This window comes from Hoeflea sp. TYP-13, assembly GCF_040932035.1.
In the GTDB taxonomy this organism is placed as follows: domain Bacteria; phylum Pseudomonadota; class Alphaproteobacteria; order Rhizobiales; family Rhizobiaceae; genus Hoeflea_A.
In genome coordinates this window covers 336,287-354,652 of sequence record NZ_JBFRBB010000003.1, presented here as the reverse complement: position 1 = coordinate 354,652, position 18,366 = coordinate 336,287, and the positions used below count along the sequence as shown (strand labels likewise).

Below are 18,366 nucleotides of genomic sequence, written 5' to 3'. Positions count from 1 at the left end.
TTGGCACATAATGACAAGGCAGAATACGAAATAATTCAATGATTTCATTTACAAAGTGCTATGACAGGAATTCCATTGTTTTTGCAGGCTTCCTCATATATAAGCATACGTATGCGTAAAATTAGCATCGGAGGCAATCATGACTGAGAAAAAAGAACCGCCGTCAAATATGACAAAACCGAACAGTCCATCAGCAGATAGGAAAAACACCCATCTTCGATTCGCCGCTCTTCGCGACGAGCATATGCCGACAGATTTCTCCATCTCACTCGACACATATCGGCGCGGTGGCACCAAGGAGTTTCTCGACAAAACCGCCGATCACATTACTGCCCAGCCAATGCGGGGATTCGAACCCGAGTACAGGAACATCGTCGACTATATTGTTCGCATCACCCATCGGATCTGGGAAGAAAAGGACATCGGCTACATTTACGACACCTACAGCCATGACTGCCGGGTCTGGGACGATGTCGGACTTCAATACGGCCGGGATAAAATAGTCGCCGACACGGTACACACAAACAACGCTATCCCAGACGCACGCCTGGTGGCAGATGAAATCATCTGGGCAGGCAATGAGGAGGTGGGTTTTCACACGTCTCACCGGACCATGATTCTCGGCACCAATACAGGCTATTCTCGCTTCGGTCCCCCGACTAACAAATCACTTCGGTTGCTCTGCATCGCCAATTGCGTCGCTCGCGACAATGAGATCTATGACGAATATGTCGCCTATGACACCGCAGCGCTCGTTCAGCAGATGGGACTGGATGTCGTCGAAATGGCGAAGCGTGTTGCGGCAAGGCGCCCGCAGGGACCGTTTGCGCCTAACTTCGATGCCAGCGAGCCTTCGCGCATGGCAGGACAAGGCACACCCCCTCGGTATCCGATTCCGGACATCGTTGAAAACAATGTCAGAGAATTCGTCCATGCCGCTTTCGAGACGATTTGGAACCGTCGGAATTTTCAGGCGATGAACCGGGTATACGCGCCATCGGTGGTATTCGAGGGATCGACCAACCGGATCTACCGCGGTATTGGCCAGCTTCGGTCGCACGTCCTTTCGATGGTGGCGATGTTTCCGAATATTCAGATCTCGGTGGATGATCTTTACTGGATGGGTAATGCCCGGGATGGCTATTTGGTGTCGATCCGCTGGGGCGGCATCGGCGCCCATCGCGGTCATGGCGCCTATGGTGAGCCAACGGACCGCGAGGCCCATATTTGGGGCATTACCCAATGGCTCATTTCTGATAACCAGGTCCAGAAAGAGTGGACCGTATTCAATGAGTTCGGGATTTTGATGCAGATCCTGGGTGAGCGTTAATTGGACAAGGTCCAGGCGGTTCAAACGGTGGGTCTAAATGAAACGGGTTCAAACCGCCCTTGCGACTGGCCCGCTGCAGATTACCGCCCAGACTGATTGAAGCATTAAGATTCACACTCTTCGCTTCCGGCAAATCCATCAGCCTGCTGGTTCGAGAAATCCGGCCGGTCGTCGAAGGAAAGCTCTAGCAGAATATTGTGGTGACCGATCATGTTGACACATCAAGGCAGTTTGGCATTGATCTCCTGATCGTCATATCGAGATCATGACGGATCAGCAGCGCACCATTCACGAGTAAGGCCGGGGAAATGTCGAAAAAAAACAAGATAACATCGGTGGATGTGGCTCGGCGTGCCGGTGTATCCCAATCTGCGGTGAGCCGCGCGTTTTCCCGCGTGCCAACACAATCCGGTGTATCCGACAAAACCCGAAAGCGCATAATGCAGGCGGCTGGCGAGCTCGGCTACAGGCCCAATGCTCTGGCGCGATCGTTGATCACCCAGAAATCCAAGATCGTCGCTTTGCTGTTTAGCTATCTTGACAACCAGTTCTACGCATTAGCACTGGAGAAATTATGTCTCGAGTTGCAAGGACAAGGCTATCATGCGCTCGTCTTCATGATACCGGCCACGGACGAAGGTGTTGACGATATCGTCTCTGAGCTTCTGGAATATCAGGTTGACGGCATCATTACCGCGTCGGTCGAGCTTTCATCGAGCCTATGTGAGTTTTGTTCGGTTCAAAACGTGCCTGTCGTCATGTTCAACCGTGTCCAGGACGATGATCGGCTCTCCAGCATTACGACCGACAACGTCACCGGCGGACGCATGGCGGCTAAGCATTTTCTGGAAACAGGCCACCGGAAAATCGCGCTCATGGCGGGTTGGCAACGTGCATCAACCAGTAGGGACCGCGAATTCGGCTTTCGGGCCGAACTGCGGACACAAGGCGTTGAGCTTTTCGATTTTGTAGTCGGACATTTCCATCTCGGCGAAACACGCCAGGCATCGCGCGCATTGATGAACAGGCCCGAGGCAAAGCGGCCGGATGCCGTCTTCGCCGTCAACGATTATATGGCACTCGAAGCCATGAGCTCTATCCGGTCGGAGCTCAAGCTTCGTATACCTGAAGACGTCTCGATTATGGGTTTTGACGATATCCCGCTTGCTGCAATGCCGGAGTTTTCGCTAACAACTCTTCGACAACCGATTAATCAGATGGTTTCGAACGCAGTGCGTTTGATGATTGAGGCGATCGACAATGCCGATCCGGTCCCGGAAAAACTTGCACTCACACCAACCCTGATCAAGCGCGGATCGACCCGGACATAAGCTGAGCCAAGGTACTGGGCTGACGGTTAGCGGGTCCCGATTGCCGGAGCCGCCTTGACTTTCGATTGAGGCAGCACCGGCGTTTACGCTGCAGTATTTTCCACAGGCCCTCTTGGCACTGTCACGCTAGCGGACATGGCGACAAAAAAATTGCCGGCATTGTCACGTTAATGCCATCGAGGATGTGGCTGGTCCCAGTGTCTGCAATTTCATGCAGTGAGATCCACCCATGTGTCGTTCACCGCCGCTCGAAATTGTTTCATAGTCTTTCGAGAAAGTAAGTGTCGTTTGATGTTGAAGTGGTTGTAGACGGATCTGGGAAAACGGTGGCGGCTGTAGGAGATTTTACTCATAAGAAGAGCATAGCAACCGTAATGCCGACGTGTCCGTTAACGTGACAATGCCTGTTATGCGATCCTTTTGAGGCACGACTGTCTCAAAATCAATTTGCCCGAAAATAACACACTGCGAGCAGGCATGTCGGGGTTTTTCATGTGCTCGACCAAAACCTCAACAGCCTCGCGGATCATGCGCCGGATCGGCTGCCGGATAGTGGTCAGGGCATGACCGGGCCAGCCGGCAGCCGGTATGTCATCAAAACCGATCAGTGAGAAGTCCTTTGGCACGTCGAGTCCCATCTCGTATCGCGCCGAGTGCAGTGTGCCAAGCGCCATAACGTCGCTGGCGCAGAATACCGCGTCCGGGCGTTCATTTCGCGAAAACAGTCTAAGCCCCGCCTCGCGCCCGCTTTCAAATGTGTAGTTGCCTTCTTCCCTCAGAAACAGGGTGTGACCCAATTCCACCAGGCGCTCCCGGAATCCTTCCTCGCGGGCCGTTGAGGTTGCGTCACCGGCCTCGCCCGCGACAAACGCGATCCGCTGGTGCCCCAACTCAAGCAGAAACTCGGCGGCCAAGCGGCCACCCTCCTGGTTCTCAATTTGAACCGAACTGACATCGCGGCCATCGGCACTGCGGTTGAACAGCATCACCGGAATTCCCCGCTTTCTGCAGGATTCGGCCATTTTGTCACTGAGGATCGCCGACAAGATCAGCATCCCGTCGACCTTGTACTGCATCAGCGTGCTCAATGCCCCATCGACCTCGGATTGAGACTCGACCGTAAACAGCAGCATCTGCCAGCCGAAGCTTTGCAACCCGTGGCTCAAATCAGCAATGCTCTGCGAAAAGAACGGGTCCTGCAGGCGTGTGACGATAACACCGACCATGCCTGATTTTTGGTGCGGATCGGACCGTGCAGCCGACATGCTGCGGGCAATAGCGTTGGGCTGGTAACCCAGCTCCTGCGCAGCCTTGAGCACGCGTTCGCGGGTATTTCTTGCGATCGGGCGACCCGGGGAGAAGGCACGTGATACTGCCGATTGCGAAACGCCGGCGCGCTTCGCTACGTCATAGGATGTGACCGATCTCTTCGCCATGCCTGTTCCCTTGTGAATGATGTTGCATTTCATGCAATGTAATGGATGAAATCGATGATGAGAAGCTCGAGACCCACCCCTAGTGAATAGTTTCTTTTCAGCACGACGGAAGGATTAATCTTGACTCGCAGCATCAATTCACTCATTGTGAATGCGCATTCAATATTGATGATGGAGGCCAACCATGCTGTCGGAAGAAGAAAAAGACGCGCTGTTCGATGCAATCTGCGACGGTGACCGCGAGACGGTTGTCGCGCTGGTGACCAAGGCGCGTGATGCGGGAGAAGATTTGGGAGGCATTCTCAACGATGCAATGATTCCGGCGATGACAGAAGTGGGCGACCAATTTTCGACCGGTGAGATTTTCGTGCCGGAGATGCTGGTTGCTGCACATGCGATGCAGGGAGGAATCGACATTATCGAGCCGGTGCTGGCGCAGACCGACCACGAGCCGTTGGCGCGGGTCTGCATCGGCAGCGTCAAGGGCGACTTGCACGACATAGGCAAGAATTTGGTTGTGATGATGCTCAAGGGCGCCGGTTTCGAAGTCGAGGACCTGGGTGTGGACGTGCCCGACGAAGAATTCGCACGGGCAATCGAGCGCGGCAACCAAGTCGTCTGCCTCAGCGCGCTTTTAACCACAACAAAGCCGCAAATGATCAGCGTTGTGAACCACTTGCGCCAGTTCAGCAACGGCGCGAAAATTGTCATTGGCGGCGCGGTCATAACGCAAGATTATGCCGACAGGATTGGTGCCGACGCCTTCGGTAAGGACGCACCGGGCGCGGTCAAGGCGGTCAAGCGCACGCTCGGGATTGCGGCCTGATCGAAGTGGAGAGCGCGCAGTTGGAACTGAATATTCGACACCCGGATTCTGTCGTCCGGATCAAGGTTCCGGTGGTTGAACTACTTGGCCGGGCGCTGGCACGGCTTCGCCGCCAGAGAGCCTATCAACGGGTGTTGAGGCGGGGCGGCGGCCGTGTCGAAGGGCTGGTCGCGTGGCTGGTCGAGGCCGATGCCTGCCTCCGCGAACTGGCACGGCCGGAACTCGTGCTGAAGCCGGTATCGGCAACGGTTGCCGGGAGTGGTGTCATCATTGGCGGCCGGGTCAAGCTCGATGACGAGGATCTGGCACGCGACGTGGCCCGAGGCGGCCAGGTTAGCACATATCTACTGACACTGGGGTTTTCACAGTCCGAAGCCTTCGAGGCACTCGGCCGTGACTATGCAGCACATCATGTCCAGACAGATCTGGCCGGAGAGGTTCTATTCGAGCTAGGCCGACGCTCGCATCGCCTGCAACGGGCACAGTCACCGGGTGCACGGCTGCGGCGGGTGCAGGTTCAGGCCTCGGATCTGTGTGGCGGACGGAAGGTCTGGGACCCGGCCCGCGTACAGGCGCTGATTGGCTGTTTTGACGACTTCAACCAAGGTGTCACGGTAACTGAAACCGGTTGCTTCCAACCGCTGAACTCGCTTCTCGGGCTGACGATCCGGCTATGAACCCGCTCAGGGCCTTTCCCGACGCGCGTCCAGCATCTGCTGAAAACGGCGGCGGTTGAACGGGTGTTCCGGATGGCAGCCGTAAACCGACATGTAGGTGTCGTGATTGTGACCACAGCCCTGCAGGACCACCGCCAGAACCAGGCCGCTGCCCACAAACACCGCAAAGGTGACAGCAACCCAGGGCATCCAGAGCTGCGCGAGGCCCGTTGCCACCGCGCAACCCGCACAAAACAGCGTAAAATATCCCGCGGTCTTGTGATATGCCTCAAACCACCAGCGCTGAGGCAGCATGTCGAAATGATCGCCACCCCAGGTTGCCCGGTCTTCCGGATCGGCGGCCGGGTCCTTCCGTCCGCCGTGGCTGCCGCGGAGCCAGGCCGACCCCCCCTGAAGAACCGCCATCATGATGGTTGCGGTACCGAACCAGGCGTGCAACGTGCCGGAAAACCCTCCGCTGAGCATCGTTGCGAACCCGGCCGCGCCCACCGTCATAACAATCGCTGCGTAGAGCGAAATCTTGTGCAGCGTCCAGGGCAGTTCAGGCCAGGCCCATTTCGACGTGCCGCGCGGGATGCCGTATGTCGTCGGCCGGATCTTGCCAAATCGAAGGATCAGAACCGCCAGCGGTACCAGCAAAAACCAGATTCCAAACATCAGAACGGCGTGGTTTTCCCAGTGGATCGGAACCGCGATGCCCAGTATGGGAACCGTACCCTCGGTCGGAATTTCATAAGCCATGGCCAACGCTTTCCAGCGCCTTGCGATTGACGATCAGCGCATGGTCCAATGTGCCCTTCAGGCCGTCGATCACATTTCGGGCCGCGACAACCCCCATACGCTGTGCCGCCTCGGCACTGAGAGCCGCCGAATGGGGGCTGAGCACGACATTCGGCAAGCCCAGCAATGGCAGATCGGACGCAGGCGGCTCATCCGCAAAGCAATCAATACCGGCACCGCCTTGGCTCATCGGACCGGTGAGAGCGGTGCAGAGTGCGTCTTCATCCACCAGACCGCCGCGGGCGGCGTTGATCAGTATCGTTGTGGGTTTCATCTTGGCCAGTTCGGACTTGCCGATAATTCCAAGGGTTTCCTCCGTGGCAGGCAAATGCAGGCTCAGCACGTCGGTCTCACTCAAGGCGCCCCGCCAATCATCGACCGGAGTGCAGCCTGCCGACTTGACCGTGCCACCGTCGACGAACGGATCATGCACCAAAACCTCCATATCGAAAGCGCTGGCGCGCCGGGCAACTTCGCGTCCAATTCGGCCAAACCCCAAAAGCAACAAACGGCGCCCGGACAACTCCCCAACGGAAAGACTGTCTCGGATTGGCCAATTGCCATTGCGCACAGCGGCATCATAGGGGCCGATCCGCTTGAGCAAGGCCATCATCATGGCGAACACCTGCTCGGCCACCGACACCGCGTTAACGGGCCCTACAATGGTCACGGGAATCCCCCGTGCACCCAGCTCGGTCACCGGAAGGTTGTCATAGCCAACGCCGTGGCGGGACACCACACGGAGCTTCGGCATCTGTGCCGCCTGCTCCGCTGTCAGCACGCCATAGCGGATCAGCAATGCGTCTGCCGGGGCCAATTTGTCTATCGGTAAGGCCGCCCCGGGATCGGTGATCATCTCGATCTCAAGATCCGGTTCGGCTTCCAATACAGCCATGCCCGCGGGATGAATTTTCCCGGATACCAGAACCTTCGCCATCACAGCCCCTCCATTTCCATGATGTAAAGACCGGCATTCATGTCTGTAGTGTAGATCAGTCCCTGCTTGTCTACATAAACGTCGGTTGTATCGACGACGACCGGACGGTTGGGGCGATAATCCATCAGTTTTTTCGGCGCGGGCGGCACACAGGCTGCTACCTCTTCCGGCCGGAACGGGTTCGAGATGTCGTAGACCCGCAATCCCGCATTCTGGTAGCTGACAAACATGATTTCTTCGCTCTGAAAGCCTTCGGAACGGTTCTCGTGTACATTGTGAGGACCGAACTGCCCGCCCTTGGATTTGTAATCTTCTTCCTCGGGCGGCAGTGTGGTGGCAATGGTGACCGGATTGGTCGGCTCTGAGATGTCATAGACCCAGTTGCGCTTGATCCCATCCTCGCAATTGTCTGCCTGGGATTCCTCGACCACAAACATCAGCCCCCGCCCCGGCAACGGCAGCGTATTGTGCGTGTGGCCGGCAAAAGGCGGGCACGGGTTGTCATGGGACAAGAACTTAGGGCTGTGTCGATCCGAGACATCGATCAGCGACATGCCTCCATCACGCCAGGCAGCAGCCGCCAGATCGCCTTTTACGATGGCATGGTGCAGTGCATAGCGGTATTTCGGATCCCAATGGGGTTTCTCGCCCGCCGCAGTATTCATGCCGTCAAGCCATAGCTCACTGACGATCTCGGGCTTTTCGGGATTGCGAAAATCGGCGATCATGAAAATGTCGTCGGAATATCCGGGGGGAAGCGCGGAGAAATAGACCCAGTCGCCGCCGTCCCAGAAAGTCCGGTGCACACCCAGCCCGGGCACCTCGAAAAAGGCAATTTCGCGCGGGTTGGCCCGATCGGAAATATCGTAGATGCGCATGCCGGCTGAATAGGGTTTATCACCGCCACCGATATCTACCTTATCGGCCACCGAGCCTTTGTAATATTCGCCCGGATCGAACGCGCCTGAGGTTTCAACCTTCAGCATGTCGCACATATTGTTGACGATCAGGATATCGCCATGCGTTTGCAGGTGCTGCGACCACGTGCCCTCGGGCTGCGGAATGTGTTTGACGAATTGCGGTCTCTTCGGATCACGCACGTCGATGACCGAAAATCCGTTGTTGAACACATGACCCACATAGGCAAAACCGCCCGAGACCATGATCTGAATGCCGTCGGCGCGGCCGCCTTGGTCAGAGTGGCCAAGAATGCGGATATTGCGGGCAAGGTCGGGGGTAAGAATGCCGGTCATGGTTTCTCTCCTGACGTCGGTGTGTTGGCCTTGAATCTGGCAGCGAGCGCCCTTGCGCCCTGCTGAAACATCGTGTGATCGGAGCCCATCACGAAGAAGCTGGCACCCGCTGCGGCCCAGCGGGCGGTGTCCTCATCCGGCGCGCAGTAGAGGCCGGTTGAAGCACCTCCCGCTCCAAGAACGCGACCGCTGATCGCATCGATTTCCGTCGAACCGAAATCCTCTTGTCCGTAGGACACGCTCAAATCGGCGCGCCCGACAAAAATTGCATCAACACCATCCACGGCCGCGATGGCGGCATGGCAATCCACGCCCTCCCGATCTTCGATCTGGCAGATCAGAGATACTTCCGAACCGGCATCTGCACGGTGCATCGCGAGCGGACGTGCACCGTAACCTCCCGCGCGCGTGGTGCCGGCGATGCCGCGCCCTCCCGGCGTGTAACGCACAGCGCGCGCCAGCGCCTCGGCTTTTTCGACGCTGGTCACATGCGGCGCCACGATCCCGGCGGCGCCGCAGTCCAGCACGTTCAATATGAAGGCCGCATTGTCATCAGGCACCCGCACGAGAACCGGGCAGCCGACCGCGCGAGCTGCCAGAAGGCAGGCGTCAATCGAAGCCCGGCCGAAGGGAGAATGCTCTCCGTCAAGCACGAGAAAGTCGAGTGCCGTCGCGCCAAGGACTTCGATCACTGTTGGATGCGGCGTCTTGATGAAACACCCTACCTGCTGCTCGCGCGCGATCAGCCTTGTCTTGAAGCTTGCATTCGGCGTCATTCCCCGCCCTCCTTTTTCAGCCGCTCGAAATACGAGGCGTTCGAGACCAGCGCGTCATCGACGCGTATCGGGTAGCGGCGCATTGCGTTCACCATTTCAAAGGCGGCCAGCGTGTTTTCCTGCGGAATGTCGTGGCCAATGTTGTGGCACGGTGCGATGATGTAGCCGCCATCGGAGCCCAGATCAGCCATCCGCCGTGCGATTTCCCATCTAAGTTCCTCATGCGAGGCGTTCGGCATCATCTGCTGCACGTCGATCGCGCCGTGGAACGCCAGCCGGTCTCCGAACAGAGCCTTAAGGGCGGCGGTGTCGTCCATGCCGGAAGTCGATGTCTGCACAGGGTTGAGGATATCCACGCCGGATTCGATCAGGTCCTCGATCAGCGGCAATACAGCGCCATCGGTGTGCATCATCAGATAACAGCCACCCGCCTCTTTGATATGATTATGCAAGCGGGTGTGAAAGGGCTTGATACGCTGACGGTAAACCTTGGGCGAAACCAGGAGCGAGGTCTGGGTTCCGAGATCATCCGTGACGTAGGCGAGCTGAATATAGGGCCCGACCTCTTCCATGAACCGGGTCCACATCCGGCACAGGAGGTCGGTGATCTTTCCCATGATCGCGTCCGCGAGTTCGGGGTTGATCATTAAATCCATGAAGAACTGCTGATAGCCGCGCATCTGCAAGGCGGACATCAGGGGGCCTGCCTTGATCGCATCGGCGCCAAGCACGTAGCCGGTGTTTTCATACAGATTTTTCGCCCGCTCCCGCAGACCTGCAAACTGCGCCGGGTCTTCTGGATCGGGCCAGCAGCCAGCCGTTTCGACATCTTCCGGTGTTTCGCAGTCCGCCAGCGGCGCCTTGGCAAGGCTGTCGACGGCATAGTGATCGCCATCCGCGCCCCTGTAGGGCACACTCCACATGTCGAAGTAGCCGTCGCAATCGTGACGTTCTTTCACCTGCACCCAGTTCGGCACCAGCCAACGGAAATCGACACTGAAATACTCCAGCAATGCCTCGTCCGGCACCACGGTCTGGGCCATCCGGTCGAGGATCACACCGCTGCTGGCCAGGTTCAGATGCGGAAGTTTTTTCACCAACTCGGCGTAGTGTTTCTTGTGGACCGAGCCGATGTGCTTGCCCAGATCGAGCGGCACCCACTCCGGCCCGCTTCGCTCCATCGCTGCCTTGAAGTTCTCTCTAGGGGTCATCGCCATGTCCGAGACCAGCCTCCTCCTGTCACAAGAACCATCCTTCGGATAGCACAAAGTTGCCAATTGCATGCGCAGTCATTACTGCAATCTTGCAAAATCTGTCAATTCAATAGGGGCAAACTGACTGCAACATTTTGTCGCATTCACGCGACTATTGCATGCGCATTCATTCTCAACTATTTCATTCAGTATGCGGTTGCGCTTTCACGGCGCTGCCTGTCAACCCAGGGAGGACATGACGATGTCATTTATGAATATACGCATGCGCGAAGAGGCGCTGCCGTGCGGGGTGAACCCGTCTGTAGAAGCCTCTTTGGAAGGCTATTCGATTGAGGTGATGCCACGGACGGCGCAGAATATTGAGGAATTTCGTTCACTTCTGCCCAAGGGTACACGGGTCTATATCGCGCATATTGAGGGCACGCCGATCAAGGACATGGTCGCAACCACCAGGCGGATAGCGACAGAGGGCTATCCGGTGATGCCGCATTTCCCAGCGCGATTCATAAAGGACGCAGCGACACTGAAGAACTGGATCGCCATGTATCAGGGTGAGGCCGGGGTCGAGCAGGCACTGCTTTTGGCCGGTGGCTTATCCAAGCCAAAAGGAGCCTTCCACAGCTCGATGCAACTGATGGAAACCGGGCTTTTTGACAGGGCAGGCTTCAGGCGGCTGCATGTGGCGGGGCATCCCGAGGGCAACCGGGATATCGACCCGGACGGCAGCATGAAGAATATCAACGATGCCCTGCGCTGGAAACAGAAATTCAGCGAGTCTTCGGATGCCGAGATGGCCTTGGTCACGCAGTTCTGTTTCGAGGCAGGGCCGGTCATCGCCTGGGCAGACAATCTGAAAAAGGCCGGAATTAATCTACCGATCCATGTTGGCATCGCCGGGCCGGCCAGACTGCAAACGCTGATCAAGTTCGCCGTCGCCTGTGGCGTTGGCCCTTCGCTGAAAGTACTTCAGAAGCGCGCAACGGATGTCTCCAAATTGCTAAGGCCCTATGAACCAACCGAAGTGATCCGGGACATTGCTGAGCACAAGATGATCTGTCCCGGTTCCAATATCACCAATGTGCATTTCTTCCCGCTGGGCGGCATTAAGGCCAACGCCACTTGGGCGATTAAAAACGGCGGCGAGAGCACTCGCCCGGCGAACCAGTCCTGAAAGGCCAGACATGACGCGTACAATATTAGAAAGCAAGACAAAGACCGCAATCATCGGATTTGACCAGCCGTTCTGCGTGATCGGCGAAAGGATAAACCCCACCGGGCGTAAGAGGCTGGCGGCCGAACTTGAGGCGGGCGATTTCTCAACCGTCGAGAAGGACGCGCTGGCGCAGGTTGCCGCCGGCGCGACCGCGCTCGATATCAATGCCGGTGTGGTCTACGATTCCGACCCCAACCCCAACGTGACCGAGCCGCCGCTGATGCGAAAGATCATAGAGCTTGTACAGGAGCTTGTGGATGTGCCGCTTTGCATCGACAGCTCTGTTCCCGGGGCGCTTGAGGCCGGGCTCGAGGTTTGTGAAGGCCGGCCGCTTCTGAACTCCGTTACGGGCGAGGAGGAACGTTTGGAGCAGATCCTGCCTCTGGTCAAGAAACACAATGTGCCGGTGGTGGCGATTTCGAACGACGATACCGGTATTTCAGAGGATCCGGATGTACGATTCGCCGTTGCCAGGAAGATCGTTGAGCGCGCCGCCGATTTCGGCATCCCAGCCCACGACATCGTTGTTGACCCGCTGGTATTGCCGATCGGCGCAATGGCAACCGCGGGTTTGCAGGTCTTTGCGCTCGTGCGCCGCCTGCGGGAGGAATTGGGAGTGAACACGACCTGTGGCGCATCCAACATTTCGTTCGGTTTACCCAACCGGCACGGGATCAACAACGCTTTTCTGCCCATGGCGATAGGCGCGGGCATGACCAGCGCGATCATGAACCCGGTTGCCCTGCCTGTGACACGGACAAAGATCTCCGAGAAGAAGGCGGAGATCGAAGCTGCCGGGATCGTTCTTCCCGCGGCCGTGGACGACGAGACCTTCGTGAAGTTATTCGGCATGGGCTCGACTGAGCCCAGGGCGGGCAAGGAGATGGAAGCGATCCGGGCCGCAAATCTACTCACCGACAACGACACACACGGGACCGGTTGGATACGGTTCAACAAACCACCCGCCGCCAAAGGCCGGACCAGGGGACGCAATCGGCGCGAGGCCAGATAAAGGGCTCTGTCGCAAAAACCACCGGCAGCGAGCGGCTGCTCTCACATTTTCCGTGCCAGGTGGCGAAGTTCGCGAACTGCCTGAATGGACAGACAGCACCTCTGAGCTGACCTTTGAGGATCATGCTGACAACCTCAATGCCGCCAGCGCTGAGGCGGCTGCCTCAAACGATTTGAAGCCAAGCATGGGACGGGTCCGCCGCTTGATGAAACGGTGATCTTGCTCAACGATGTTGTTGAGGTACTTGATCCGCGCCATCTCGATTGGCACCGTGCAGCCGAAACGCCGCAACATCCGATTGATCCCGTTGATCCCGGCCGTGTTGGCACCGCTCTTGTCGATCACGATTTTGCGCGGCATGCCGTTCGCTTCGAGGGCACGAGCGAAGAACTTCGTGGCCGCAGCCTTGTCTCGCCGCCTGGACAGCATGAAGTCCAACGTCTTTCCGAACTTATCGACCGCTCGGAAGAGATTGACCCATTTACCCTTCACGCGAATATAGGTCTCGTCCATCCGCCAAGACCGCTCCGTTGGGCGTTTGCGGCGATGGGCTTCGTCGGCCACCTGCCTGGCATATTTCGTGACCCAACGGTTGAGAGTCGCGTGATCTGACGTGATTGATGACCCGCACCGACATTGCACCGGGCGCCATTCGGCATCCCGAAGCTAGCGCTATCTGGCACCATTATCACGTTAAACTGCTGCAAAATTTATAGAAACTTGGTAGCGGGAAAGGGACTTGAACCCCTGATGCGCTGATTATGATTCCGTCACCGATTGAACGAAAACAATGACTTAAGTGGCGAATGTCAAATCTATGTCAAAGCCAGAGACTTGGCGCAATTTGGCGGTACATAGAATATCTTGCGATCGATTGTATCCGTGCCAGTTGAAAGGTTCAAATCGGAGGCACGCAACCACCGAGGCCGACACTCACTTACAGCCCCAATTTGATAAAGGTTGCCCGACTCCAAACCCAAACCTGATGCCTCACAGGACAGGGCCGTTGCGCAGTGGCGCACCTTTTCTTCTGTACGCTCGAGCCTCACAAACAAAAATCCGGCTCTCCGTTTAAATCGCCCGTAGCCAATCATCCCATCGCGGATCATTGAACAACATTCGCGCTCTTCCATATTTCCAGATGCCATATTTCTGGTAGTCAAAATCCCAATCTGACAACTGACGCTGCTGCACAGCCCAGGAGCCCCATTTCATGTCGGCAATGGCACGCGCGACTGTCACGCGCGCCACCGTTTCAGCGCGAACTTCCCCGTAGTAGCGTTCGATCATTTCCAAAGACGTTTTCTCGTCTGCAAAAACTTCGCCAAGAAACACGCCGAGTTCATAGGCCCGCTCATTGTTGGATGCGTATTCATAGTCAATGAGCTTCATGTCGGTGATAGCGTCATCGTCCATCTGAACCATGAAGTTGCCTGGCATCGGATCATTGTGGCAGGGAACAAGATCAAGTCCGGATGCAAAAAAAGCCTGTTTTGCCTTTGAATACTGCTTCAGCAGCCAATTAAAATCTGCCGGAAATAGAGCACCGATCTCACGCCCCTGCTCAATGTGCTCTTCTGTCATTTCAAACACGTCTTTCGTTTCAGAAAGCGGATTGCCGGAATGAAACGCGGCGTAGAGGTCGATAACGTGCTCCAGGAAGTCCCTTCGGGCGAAATCGGCATTCGTCGAGGCACGGTAACCCGTCAAAAACTCAACGACCTCCAGACCTGTGTTCTTGTCGTAGTAAAGGACCTCCGGAGCGATACCCATGGATTGTGCCTGGCGTGCCGCATCGATGGATACTTCCCGGTTGATGAAACTCTCCGTTCCACTGCCGTAAATCTTCAAGAAATGCAGTTTACCTTCATGCGTTGCCAACCAGTTCGAATTGGTAACGCCGCCATCAAGTGCGCGAATGTCCACCGTCTCTGGTGTCCAGCCCGGCACCGCACCGATAACCGCCTCAAGCTGTTTTGTTATTGCCGCACTCATTTTCGCTCCTAGGCGGCCGTTCGGATACGGTCGTTTGCATCCGAAGACTTGGCGCGCATTTCCAGGCGAATGAAGCGCCAGGCCGAATATTTTGAAAATTCAAGGTGGCTGCGCGGCGACTTTGCAGCCATGATCGCTCCAATCAGCCCCCACCGCATGTCATCGGCAAGCCCATAAATCATCGACCTTTGAAAAAGGCCTTCGTTGAAGTTGCCATACCATTCTTCGAAGCCAGCGCGGGCATCGACATCGTTTTCAAAAAATTCGACGAGATAACAGCCAATGTCTTCGAAGGGATCACAGTTTGCTGCCAGATCAAAATCAAGCAGTTGGATCGAATGGTCCTGGCCGACCATCAAATTGGCTGTATTTCCGTCACGATGGCACGGGCATCGGTCCCGACCAAGACTGTTCAGCTTTGCATTTGCGTCTCGCAAGAAATCGAGGAAAACGTGCGCATCTTTGTGCGTATAGATATTTTCCCGCTGAACGATGGCAAAGAGGCCTTCGATCTCATCAAATATGCTGGCATCGTTGCAGAGTTGCGCACCGGCCTGGAAGGCTTTCTTGTTTTCGATAACCTTGCTGCGAATTCCCGCATCAACCGCATCCTGCAATCCGCCGGCGCGCCACGGATCCACCAAGTCGACGAGAGCGGCCAATCCATCCTCAGCACGGCTTTTCAGAACTTCAGGTCCGACTCCGAGTTTACCCGCCTGTTCTGTTGCATGAATTGCCGTCTCCGGATCGACGTAAAATTCCGTGTCCGGATGATAGTTCTTGATGATCACGGACGTGCCTACGCTTCTGGCGCGCCAGATATCGCCCTCGATACCTCTCCAGGCCGGAGATGCCAGAACCGTCAATGGGTTGCTGAACAGCTCGGGGGCTGTGCCCAATATGTCCTCAGCCATTTTGCGTGCAGCCCGCTCTCTCGAGGCCAGTTGTTCTGACATTGGTTTTACTCCGCCTGCTTCAAGCTACCGGGTTAGTCGGCCAGTTCTTCTTGCCGTGACCGAAGATAGCGAGCGCGGCCTCAAGCCTCGTGGCAAGATCCAGCAGACGAAAGTCATCAAGCCGTTTGCCGACGATCTGCATTCCGATGGGAAGCCCCCGATCGTCAAAACCGCCGCAAATCGAAACTGCCGGATTTCCGGACTGGTTAAAAAGCGATGTGAATGTAGTGTGGCGGAGCGGCATGTACGGATCGATACCCCTTTCTTCCGCGGGAAAATTCACCACAGGCATGACCGGTGTCAGCAGAAAATCCACATCGGACAACAGATCGACACTGAATGCGACCCCCTTCTCGATCCCGGAATTGACCTCGGCGATTTTGCTCGCCGTCCAGGTTTCCGCCTCCCTGAACCATTCAAAAAGGGGAACCGGCGTCAGATCACGCAGGCTGGGATCAGCCGAACTATATTCGAGCCATCCCTTCATCTTGAGCGATTCATCGATCGGAAGGTAAGCGTCAAATCCTGCCCGTTTCGAAACATCAACGACTGAACCGACCATGTCATCCAACACTGCACGGACCTGTTGGAAACAGTTTAGCACGGCCGGCTCGACATCAGGACCGAAGCCGAAATCCGCTGAGGCGCCGACTTTTATCTGACCGCTCAACACCTTGCCGGAGAGCGGGAGCGAGTAACGATCCGCCTCATCCGGTCCCAGCAACAATTCCGTCCAGGCGCGCAGATCGGCCGCCTTTCGTGTAATCGGCCCTGCTGAACGCACTGTTGACGCCGGTGAATGCGGGATGACACCTTGCGTCGGTTTCAACGCGGCAAGGCCACAATGCGCAGCCGGCAGCCTGACAGACCCTGCAATGTCCGAACCAACTGACATCATCCCGATTCCTGCGGCCAGCGACGCGCCGGCACCGGCACTCGAACCACCGGTATTCCATGAGAGCCCCCACGGATTGCGCACGACACCATGGGATCCGCTGACCCCTGATCCGCTTAACCCAAAGTCAGGCATCGCACTTTTGCCAAGGATGATAGCACCGGATTTTTTCAACCGCGCCGCTGGTGGTGAATCCTTGCTCGCAACAATACCAGCGCCATGAATGGCTGAACCGTGATGCCATTTCATACCGATGGCGTTCACACTGTCTTTTATTGTAACAGAGATGCCGTCAAATGGGCTGAGCTGTTCGCCCTTTGCATAACGGCGCTCGGACGCCTTCGCCTCATCAAGTGCCTGTTCAGTACGCAGGTCATAAAGTGCATTGATTTGGCCGTTTACAGCGCCAATCTGTTCGATGGTGGTTTGCAGCAGCTCAACCGGGCTCAGTGTCCTTTGTCTCAGAGCTGACTGAACATCTCGCAGCTCCATATGAGAAAGCGACTCGATATCAACCCTTTGTCGTTCTTTTGTGTTCTGCAACTGTGCCACGCTATCGATCATGTTTCGTCACTTTCACCACCAGCGTTACAGACACGCTTCGATGAGTTTGCTTGTTGTCGCTTCGGTCATTTCGATCGGATTGCCGCCCGTGCTCGGATCGGCCAACGCATCATTGACAAGGCGATCCATATCCGGATTTTTCACACCCAGTTCGGTGAGCGTTTTGGGGATCGACATGGAGGCATTGAGATCGTCGACGAATGCACAAAATCCGTCGAATCCGCCCTTGATGCCAAGATAGGCCGCGGCCATATCGAAACGCTCCGATATGGCCGGCCTGTTGAATTGCAGAACTGCAGGCATGCAGACCGCGTTCGTTGTGCCGTGGTGCGTGTGGTAAATGGCGCCGATCGGATGAGACAAGGCATGGATCGCTCCGAGACCCTTCTGGAAGGCCGTCGAACCCATTGCGGCCGCACTCATCACTTGGGATCTCGCTTCAATGTCGGATCCGCACTCGTAGGCGCGCGGTAGATATTCCTTGATCAGCCGCATCCCCTCAAGCGCAATGCCCTGCGACATGGGATGATAATGCGGCGAAGAATATGCCTCGACGCAGTGAGCAAAGGCATCCAGTCCCGTGCCGGCAGTAATGAATTTCGGCATACCGACCGTCAGTTCAGGATCGCAGATCACCTGAACGGGCAGCATATTGGGATGGAATATGATCTTTTTCTCATTCGTTAGCGAGTTTGTTACGACACTCGCTCGCCCGACCTCCGAGCCGGTTCCAGCGGTTGTCGGGACGGCGATGATGGGGTGGATCCCAGCAGGGTCCGCCCGCGTCCACCAATCCCCGACATCCTCAAAATCCCAAAGCGGCCTTGTTTGACCGGCCATGAACGCAAGGACCTTTGCGAGGTCGAGCGCAGACCCGCCGCCAAACGCAATTACCCCGTCATAACCGCCATCGCGGTATAACTTGAGACCCGCCTCTACATTCTTGTCGGAAGGATTCGGATCGACATCAGAAAAGAGATCATTGCCCAGTCCGCTGTCCTTCAACAAGGATCTTGTCCTCTGGGTTATATCCATTTCCGCAAGGCCTTTGTCGGTGACGAACAGCGGTTTTTTTATGTTGGCCGACTTACAGGCATCGGCTATTTCACAAATCCGTCCCGCACCAAATCGGATTGAAGTTGGATAAGACCAGTTGCCCTGAAGCATCGCG

The 18,366-nt window shown here is 56.5% G+C and carries 16 protein-coding genes and 1 pseudogene; 6 read left to right on the top strand and 11 right to left on the bottom strand.

The features are described from left to right. Positions 1-139: 139 nt before the first annotated feature. Complete coding sequence (locus ABVT35_RS18760; protein ID WP_368468372.1) at positions 140-1,330, top strand: ester cyclase; 1,191 nt, start codon at positions 140-142, stop codon at positions 1,328-1,330. Positions 1,331-1,638: 308 nt separating this feature from the next. After that, a complete protein-coding gene (locus ABVT35_RS18755) occupies positions 1,639-2,661 on the top strand; it encodes a LacI family DNA-binding transcriptional regulator (protein ID WP_368468371.1) in 1,023 nt (340 codons plus the stop codon). A 407-nt stretch (positions 2,662-3,068) separates the two neighbouring features. On the opposite strand, the gene ABVT35_RS18750 is transcribed toward ABVT35_RS18755, so the two are convergent. Continuing rightward, positions 3,069-4,097: a LacI family DNA-binding transcriptional regulator gene (locus ABVT35_RS18750; RefSeq protein WP_368468370.1), complete on the bottom strand. Its 1,029-nt coding sequence runs from the start codon at positions 4,095-4,097 to the stop codon at positions 3,069-3,071. Between the two features lie 184 nt (positions 4,098-4,281). Between ABVT35_RS18750 and ABVT35_RS18745 the strand changes: the two genes are divergently transcribed. Both ABVT35_RS18745 and ABVT35_RS18740 read left to right on the top strand, forming a co-directional pair. Beyond that, positions 4,282-4,923: a cobalamin-dependent protein gene (locus ABVT35_RS18745; RefSeq protein ID WP_368468369.1), complete on the top strand. Its 642-nt coding sequence runs from the start codon at positions 4,282-4,284 to the stop codon at positions 4,921-4,923. 20 nt (positions 4,924-4,943) lie between these two features. Continuing rightward, entirely contained in the window at positions 4,944-5,600 is a 657-nt protein-coding gene (locus tag ABVT35_RS18740) for a hypothetical protein (RefSeq protein WP_368468367.1), read from the top strand. 6 nt (positions 5,601-5,606) lie between these two features. Here the strand turns inward: ABVT35_RS18740 and ABVT35_RS18735 are convergent, their stop codons facing one another. From ABVT35_RS18735 to ABVT35_RS18715, 5 genes are read right to left on the bottom strand one after another with little or no spacing between them, the layout of a single operon-like run. Then, complete coding sequence (locus tag ABVT35_RS18735) at positions 5,607-6,341, bottom strand: cytochrome b561 domain-containing protein (RefSeq protein ID WP_368468366.1); 735 nt, start codon at positions 6,339-6,341, stop codon at positions 5,607-5,609. Beyond that, positions 6,331-7,317 carry a hydroxyacid dehydrogenase gene (locus ABVT35_RS18730; RefSeq protein ID WP_368468365.1) on the bottom strand — a complete coding sequence of 329 codons (987 nt, stop codon included), beginning with the start codon at positions 7,315-7,317 and terminating at the stop codon, positions 6,331-6,333. Before ABVT35_RS18730 ends, ABVT35_RS18735 begins: the two co-directional genes overlap by 11 nt. Continuing rightward, positions 7,317-8,570, bottom strand: coding sequence for an LVIVD repeat-containing protein (locus ABVT35_RS18725; RefSeq protein WP_368468363.1), 1,254 nt, complete (start codon positions 8,568-8,570; stop codon positions 7,317-7,319). The genes ABVT35_RS18730 and ABVT35_RS18725 overlap by 1 nt, the downstream gene beginning before the upstream one ends. Then, positions 8,567-9,346: an HpcH/HpaI aldolase/citrate lyase family protein gene (locus ABVT35_RS18720; protein WP_368468362.1), complete on the bottom strand. Its 780-nt coding sequence runs from the start codon at positions 9,344-9,346 to the stop codon at positions 8,567-8,569. Before ABVT35_RS18720 ends, ABVT35_RS18725 begins: the two co-directional genes overlap by 4 nt. Beyond that, positions 9,343-10,563, bottom strand: a complete 1,221-nt coding sequence (locus ABVT35_RS18715; protein ID WP_368468361.1) for a uroporphyrinogen decarboxylase family protein — start codon at positions 10,561-10,563, stop codon at positions 9,343-9,345. The genes ABVT35_RS18720 and ABVT35_RS18715 overlap by 4 nt, the downstream gene beginning before the upstream one ends. Positions 10,564-10,822: 259 nt before the next feature. Between ABVT35_RS18715 and ABVT35_RS18710 the strand changes: the two genes are divergently transcribed. Next, positions 10,823-11,731, top strand: coding sequence for a methylenetetrahydrofolate reductase (locus tag ABVT35_RS18710; protein ID WP_368468360.1), 909 nt, complete (start codon positions 10,823-10,825; stop codon positions 11,729-11,731). Positions 11,732-11,741: 10 nt separating this feature from the next. Next, the gene (locus ABVT35_RS18705) at positions 11,742-12,785 is read left to right on the top strand and encodes a methyltetrahydrofolate cobalamin methyltransferase (protein WP_368468359.1); all 1,044 of its coding nucleotides are present in this window, start codon (positions 11,742-11,744) and stop codon (positions 12,783-12,785) included. 73 nt (positions 12,786-12,858) lie between these two features. Here ABVT35_RS18705 and ABVT35_RS18700 read toward each other — a convergent pair. The 5 genes and pseudogenes from ABVT35_RS18700 to ABVT35_RS18680 all read right to left on the bottom strand — a co-directional run. Continuing rightward, positions 12,859-13,403, bottom strand: a pseudogene (locus ABVT35_RS18700) (IS6 family transposase); the annotation flags it as partial. 453 nt (positions 13,404-13,856) lie between these two features. Further along, positions 13,857-14,780, bottom strand: a complete 924-nt coding sequence (locus ABVT35_RS18695) for a phosphotransferase (RefSeq protein WP_368468358.1) — start codon at positions 14,778-14,780, stop codon at positions 13,857-13,859. Between the two features lie 8 nt (positions 14,781-14,788). After that, positions 14,789-15,736: a phosphotransferase gene (locus ABVT35_RS18690; protein WP_368468357.1), complete on the bottom strand. Its 948-nt coding sequence runs from the start codon at positions 15,734-15,736 to the stop codon at positions 14,789-14,791. A 19-nt stretch (positions 15,737-15,755) separates the two neighbouring features. Next, complete coding sequence (locus ABVT35_RS18685) at positions 15,756-17,195, bottom strand: amidase (protein ID WP_368468356.1); 1,440 nt, start codon at positions 17,193-17,195, stop codon at positions 15,756-15,758. A 24-nt stretch (positions 17,196-17,219) separates the two neighbouring features. Continuing rightward, complete coding sequence (locus ABVT35_RS18680; RefSeq protein ID WP_368468355.1) at positions 17,220-18,362, bottom strand: iron-containing alcohol dehydrogenase; 1,143 nt, start codon at positions 18,360-18,362, stop codon at positions 17,220-17,222. Positions 18,363-18,366 lie beyond the last annotated feature (4 nt).

Coding starts and splice junctions, on each gene's coding strand:
- ABVT35_RS18750 (WP_368468370.1), bottom strand. CDS start 4,097: ATGGCGAAGAGATCGGTCACATCCTATGACGTAGCGAAGCGCGCCGGC.
- ABVT35_RS18745 (WP_368468369.1), top strand. CDS start 4,282: ATGCTGTCGGAAGAAGAAAAAGACGCGCTGTTCGATGCAATCTGCGAC.
- ABVT35_RS18680 (WP_368468355.1), bottom strand. CDS start 18,362: ATGCTTCAGGGCAACTGGTCTTATCCAACTTCAATCCGATTTGGTGCG.
- ABVT35_RS18695 (WP_368468358.1), bottom strand. CDS start 14,780: ATGAGTGCGGCAATAACAAAACAGCTTGAGGCGGTTATCGGTGCGGTG.
- ABVT35_RS18710 (WP_368468360.1), top strand. CDS start 10,823: ATGCGCGAAGAGGCGCTGCCGTGCGGGGTGAACCCGTCTGTAGAAGCC.
- ABVT35_RS18760 (WP_368468372.1), top strand. CDS start 140: ATGACTGAGAAAAAAGAACCGCCGTCAAATATGACAAAACCGAACAGT.
- ABVT35_RS18705 (WP_368468359.1), top strand. CDS start 11,742: ATGACGCGTACAATATTAGAAAGCAAGACAAAGACCGCAATCATCGGA.
- ABVT35_RS18720 (WP_368468362.1), bottom strand. CDS start 9,346: ATGACGCCGAATGCAAGCTTCAAGACAAGGCTGATCGCGCGCGAGCAG.
- ABVT35_RS18755 (WP_368468371.1), top strand. CDS start 1,639: ATGTCGAAAAAAAACAAGATAACATCGGTGGATGTGGCTCGGCGTGCC.
- ABVT35_RS18735 (WP_368468366.1), bottom strand. CDS start 6,341: ATGGCTTATGAAATTCCGACCGAGGGTACGGTTCCCATACTGGGCATC.
- ABVT35_RS18685 (WP_368468356.1), bottom strand. CDS start 17,195: ATGATCGATAGCGTGGCACAGTTGCAGAACACAAAAGAACGACAAAGG.
- ABVT35_RS18690 (WP_368468357.1), bottom strand. CDS start 15,736: ATGTCAGAACAACTGGCCTCGAGAGAGCGGGCTGCACGCAAAATGGCT.
- ABVT35_RS18725 (WP_368468363.1), bottom strand. CDS start 8,570: ATGACCGGCATTCTTACCCCCGACCTTGCCCGCAATATCCGCATTCTT.
- ABVT35_RS18715 (WP_368468361.1), bottom strand. CDS start 10,563: ATGGCGATGACCCCTAGAGAGAACTTCAAGGCAGCGATGGAGCGAAGC.
- ABVT35_RS18730 (WP_368468365.1), bottom strand. CDS start 7,317: ATGGCGAAGGTTCTGGTATCCGGGAAAATTCATCCCGCGGGCATGGCT.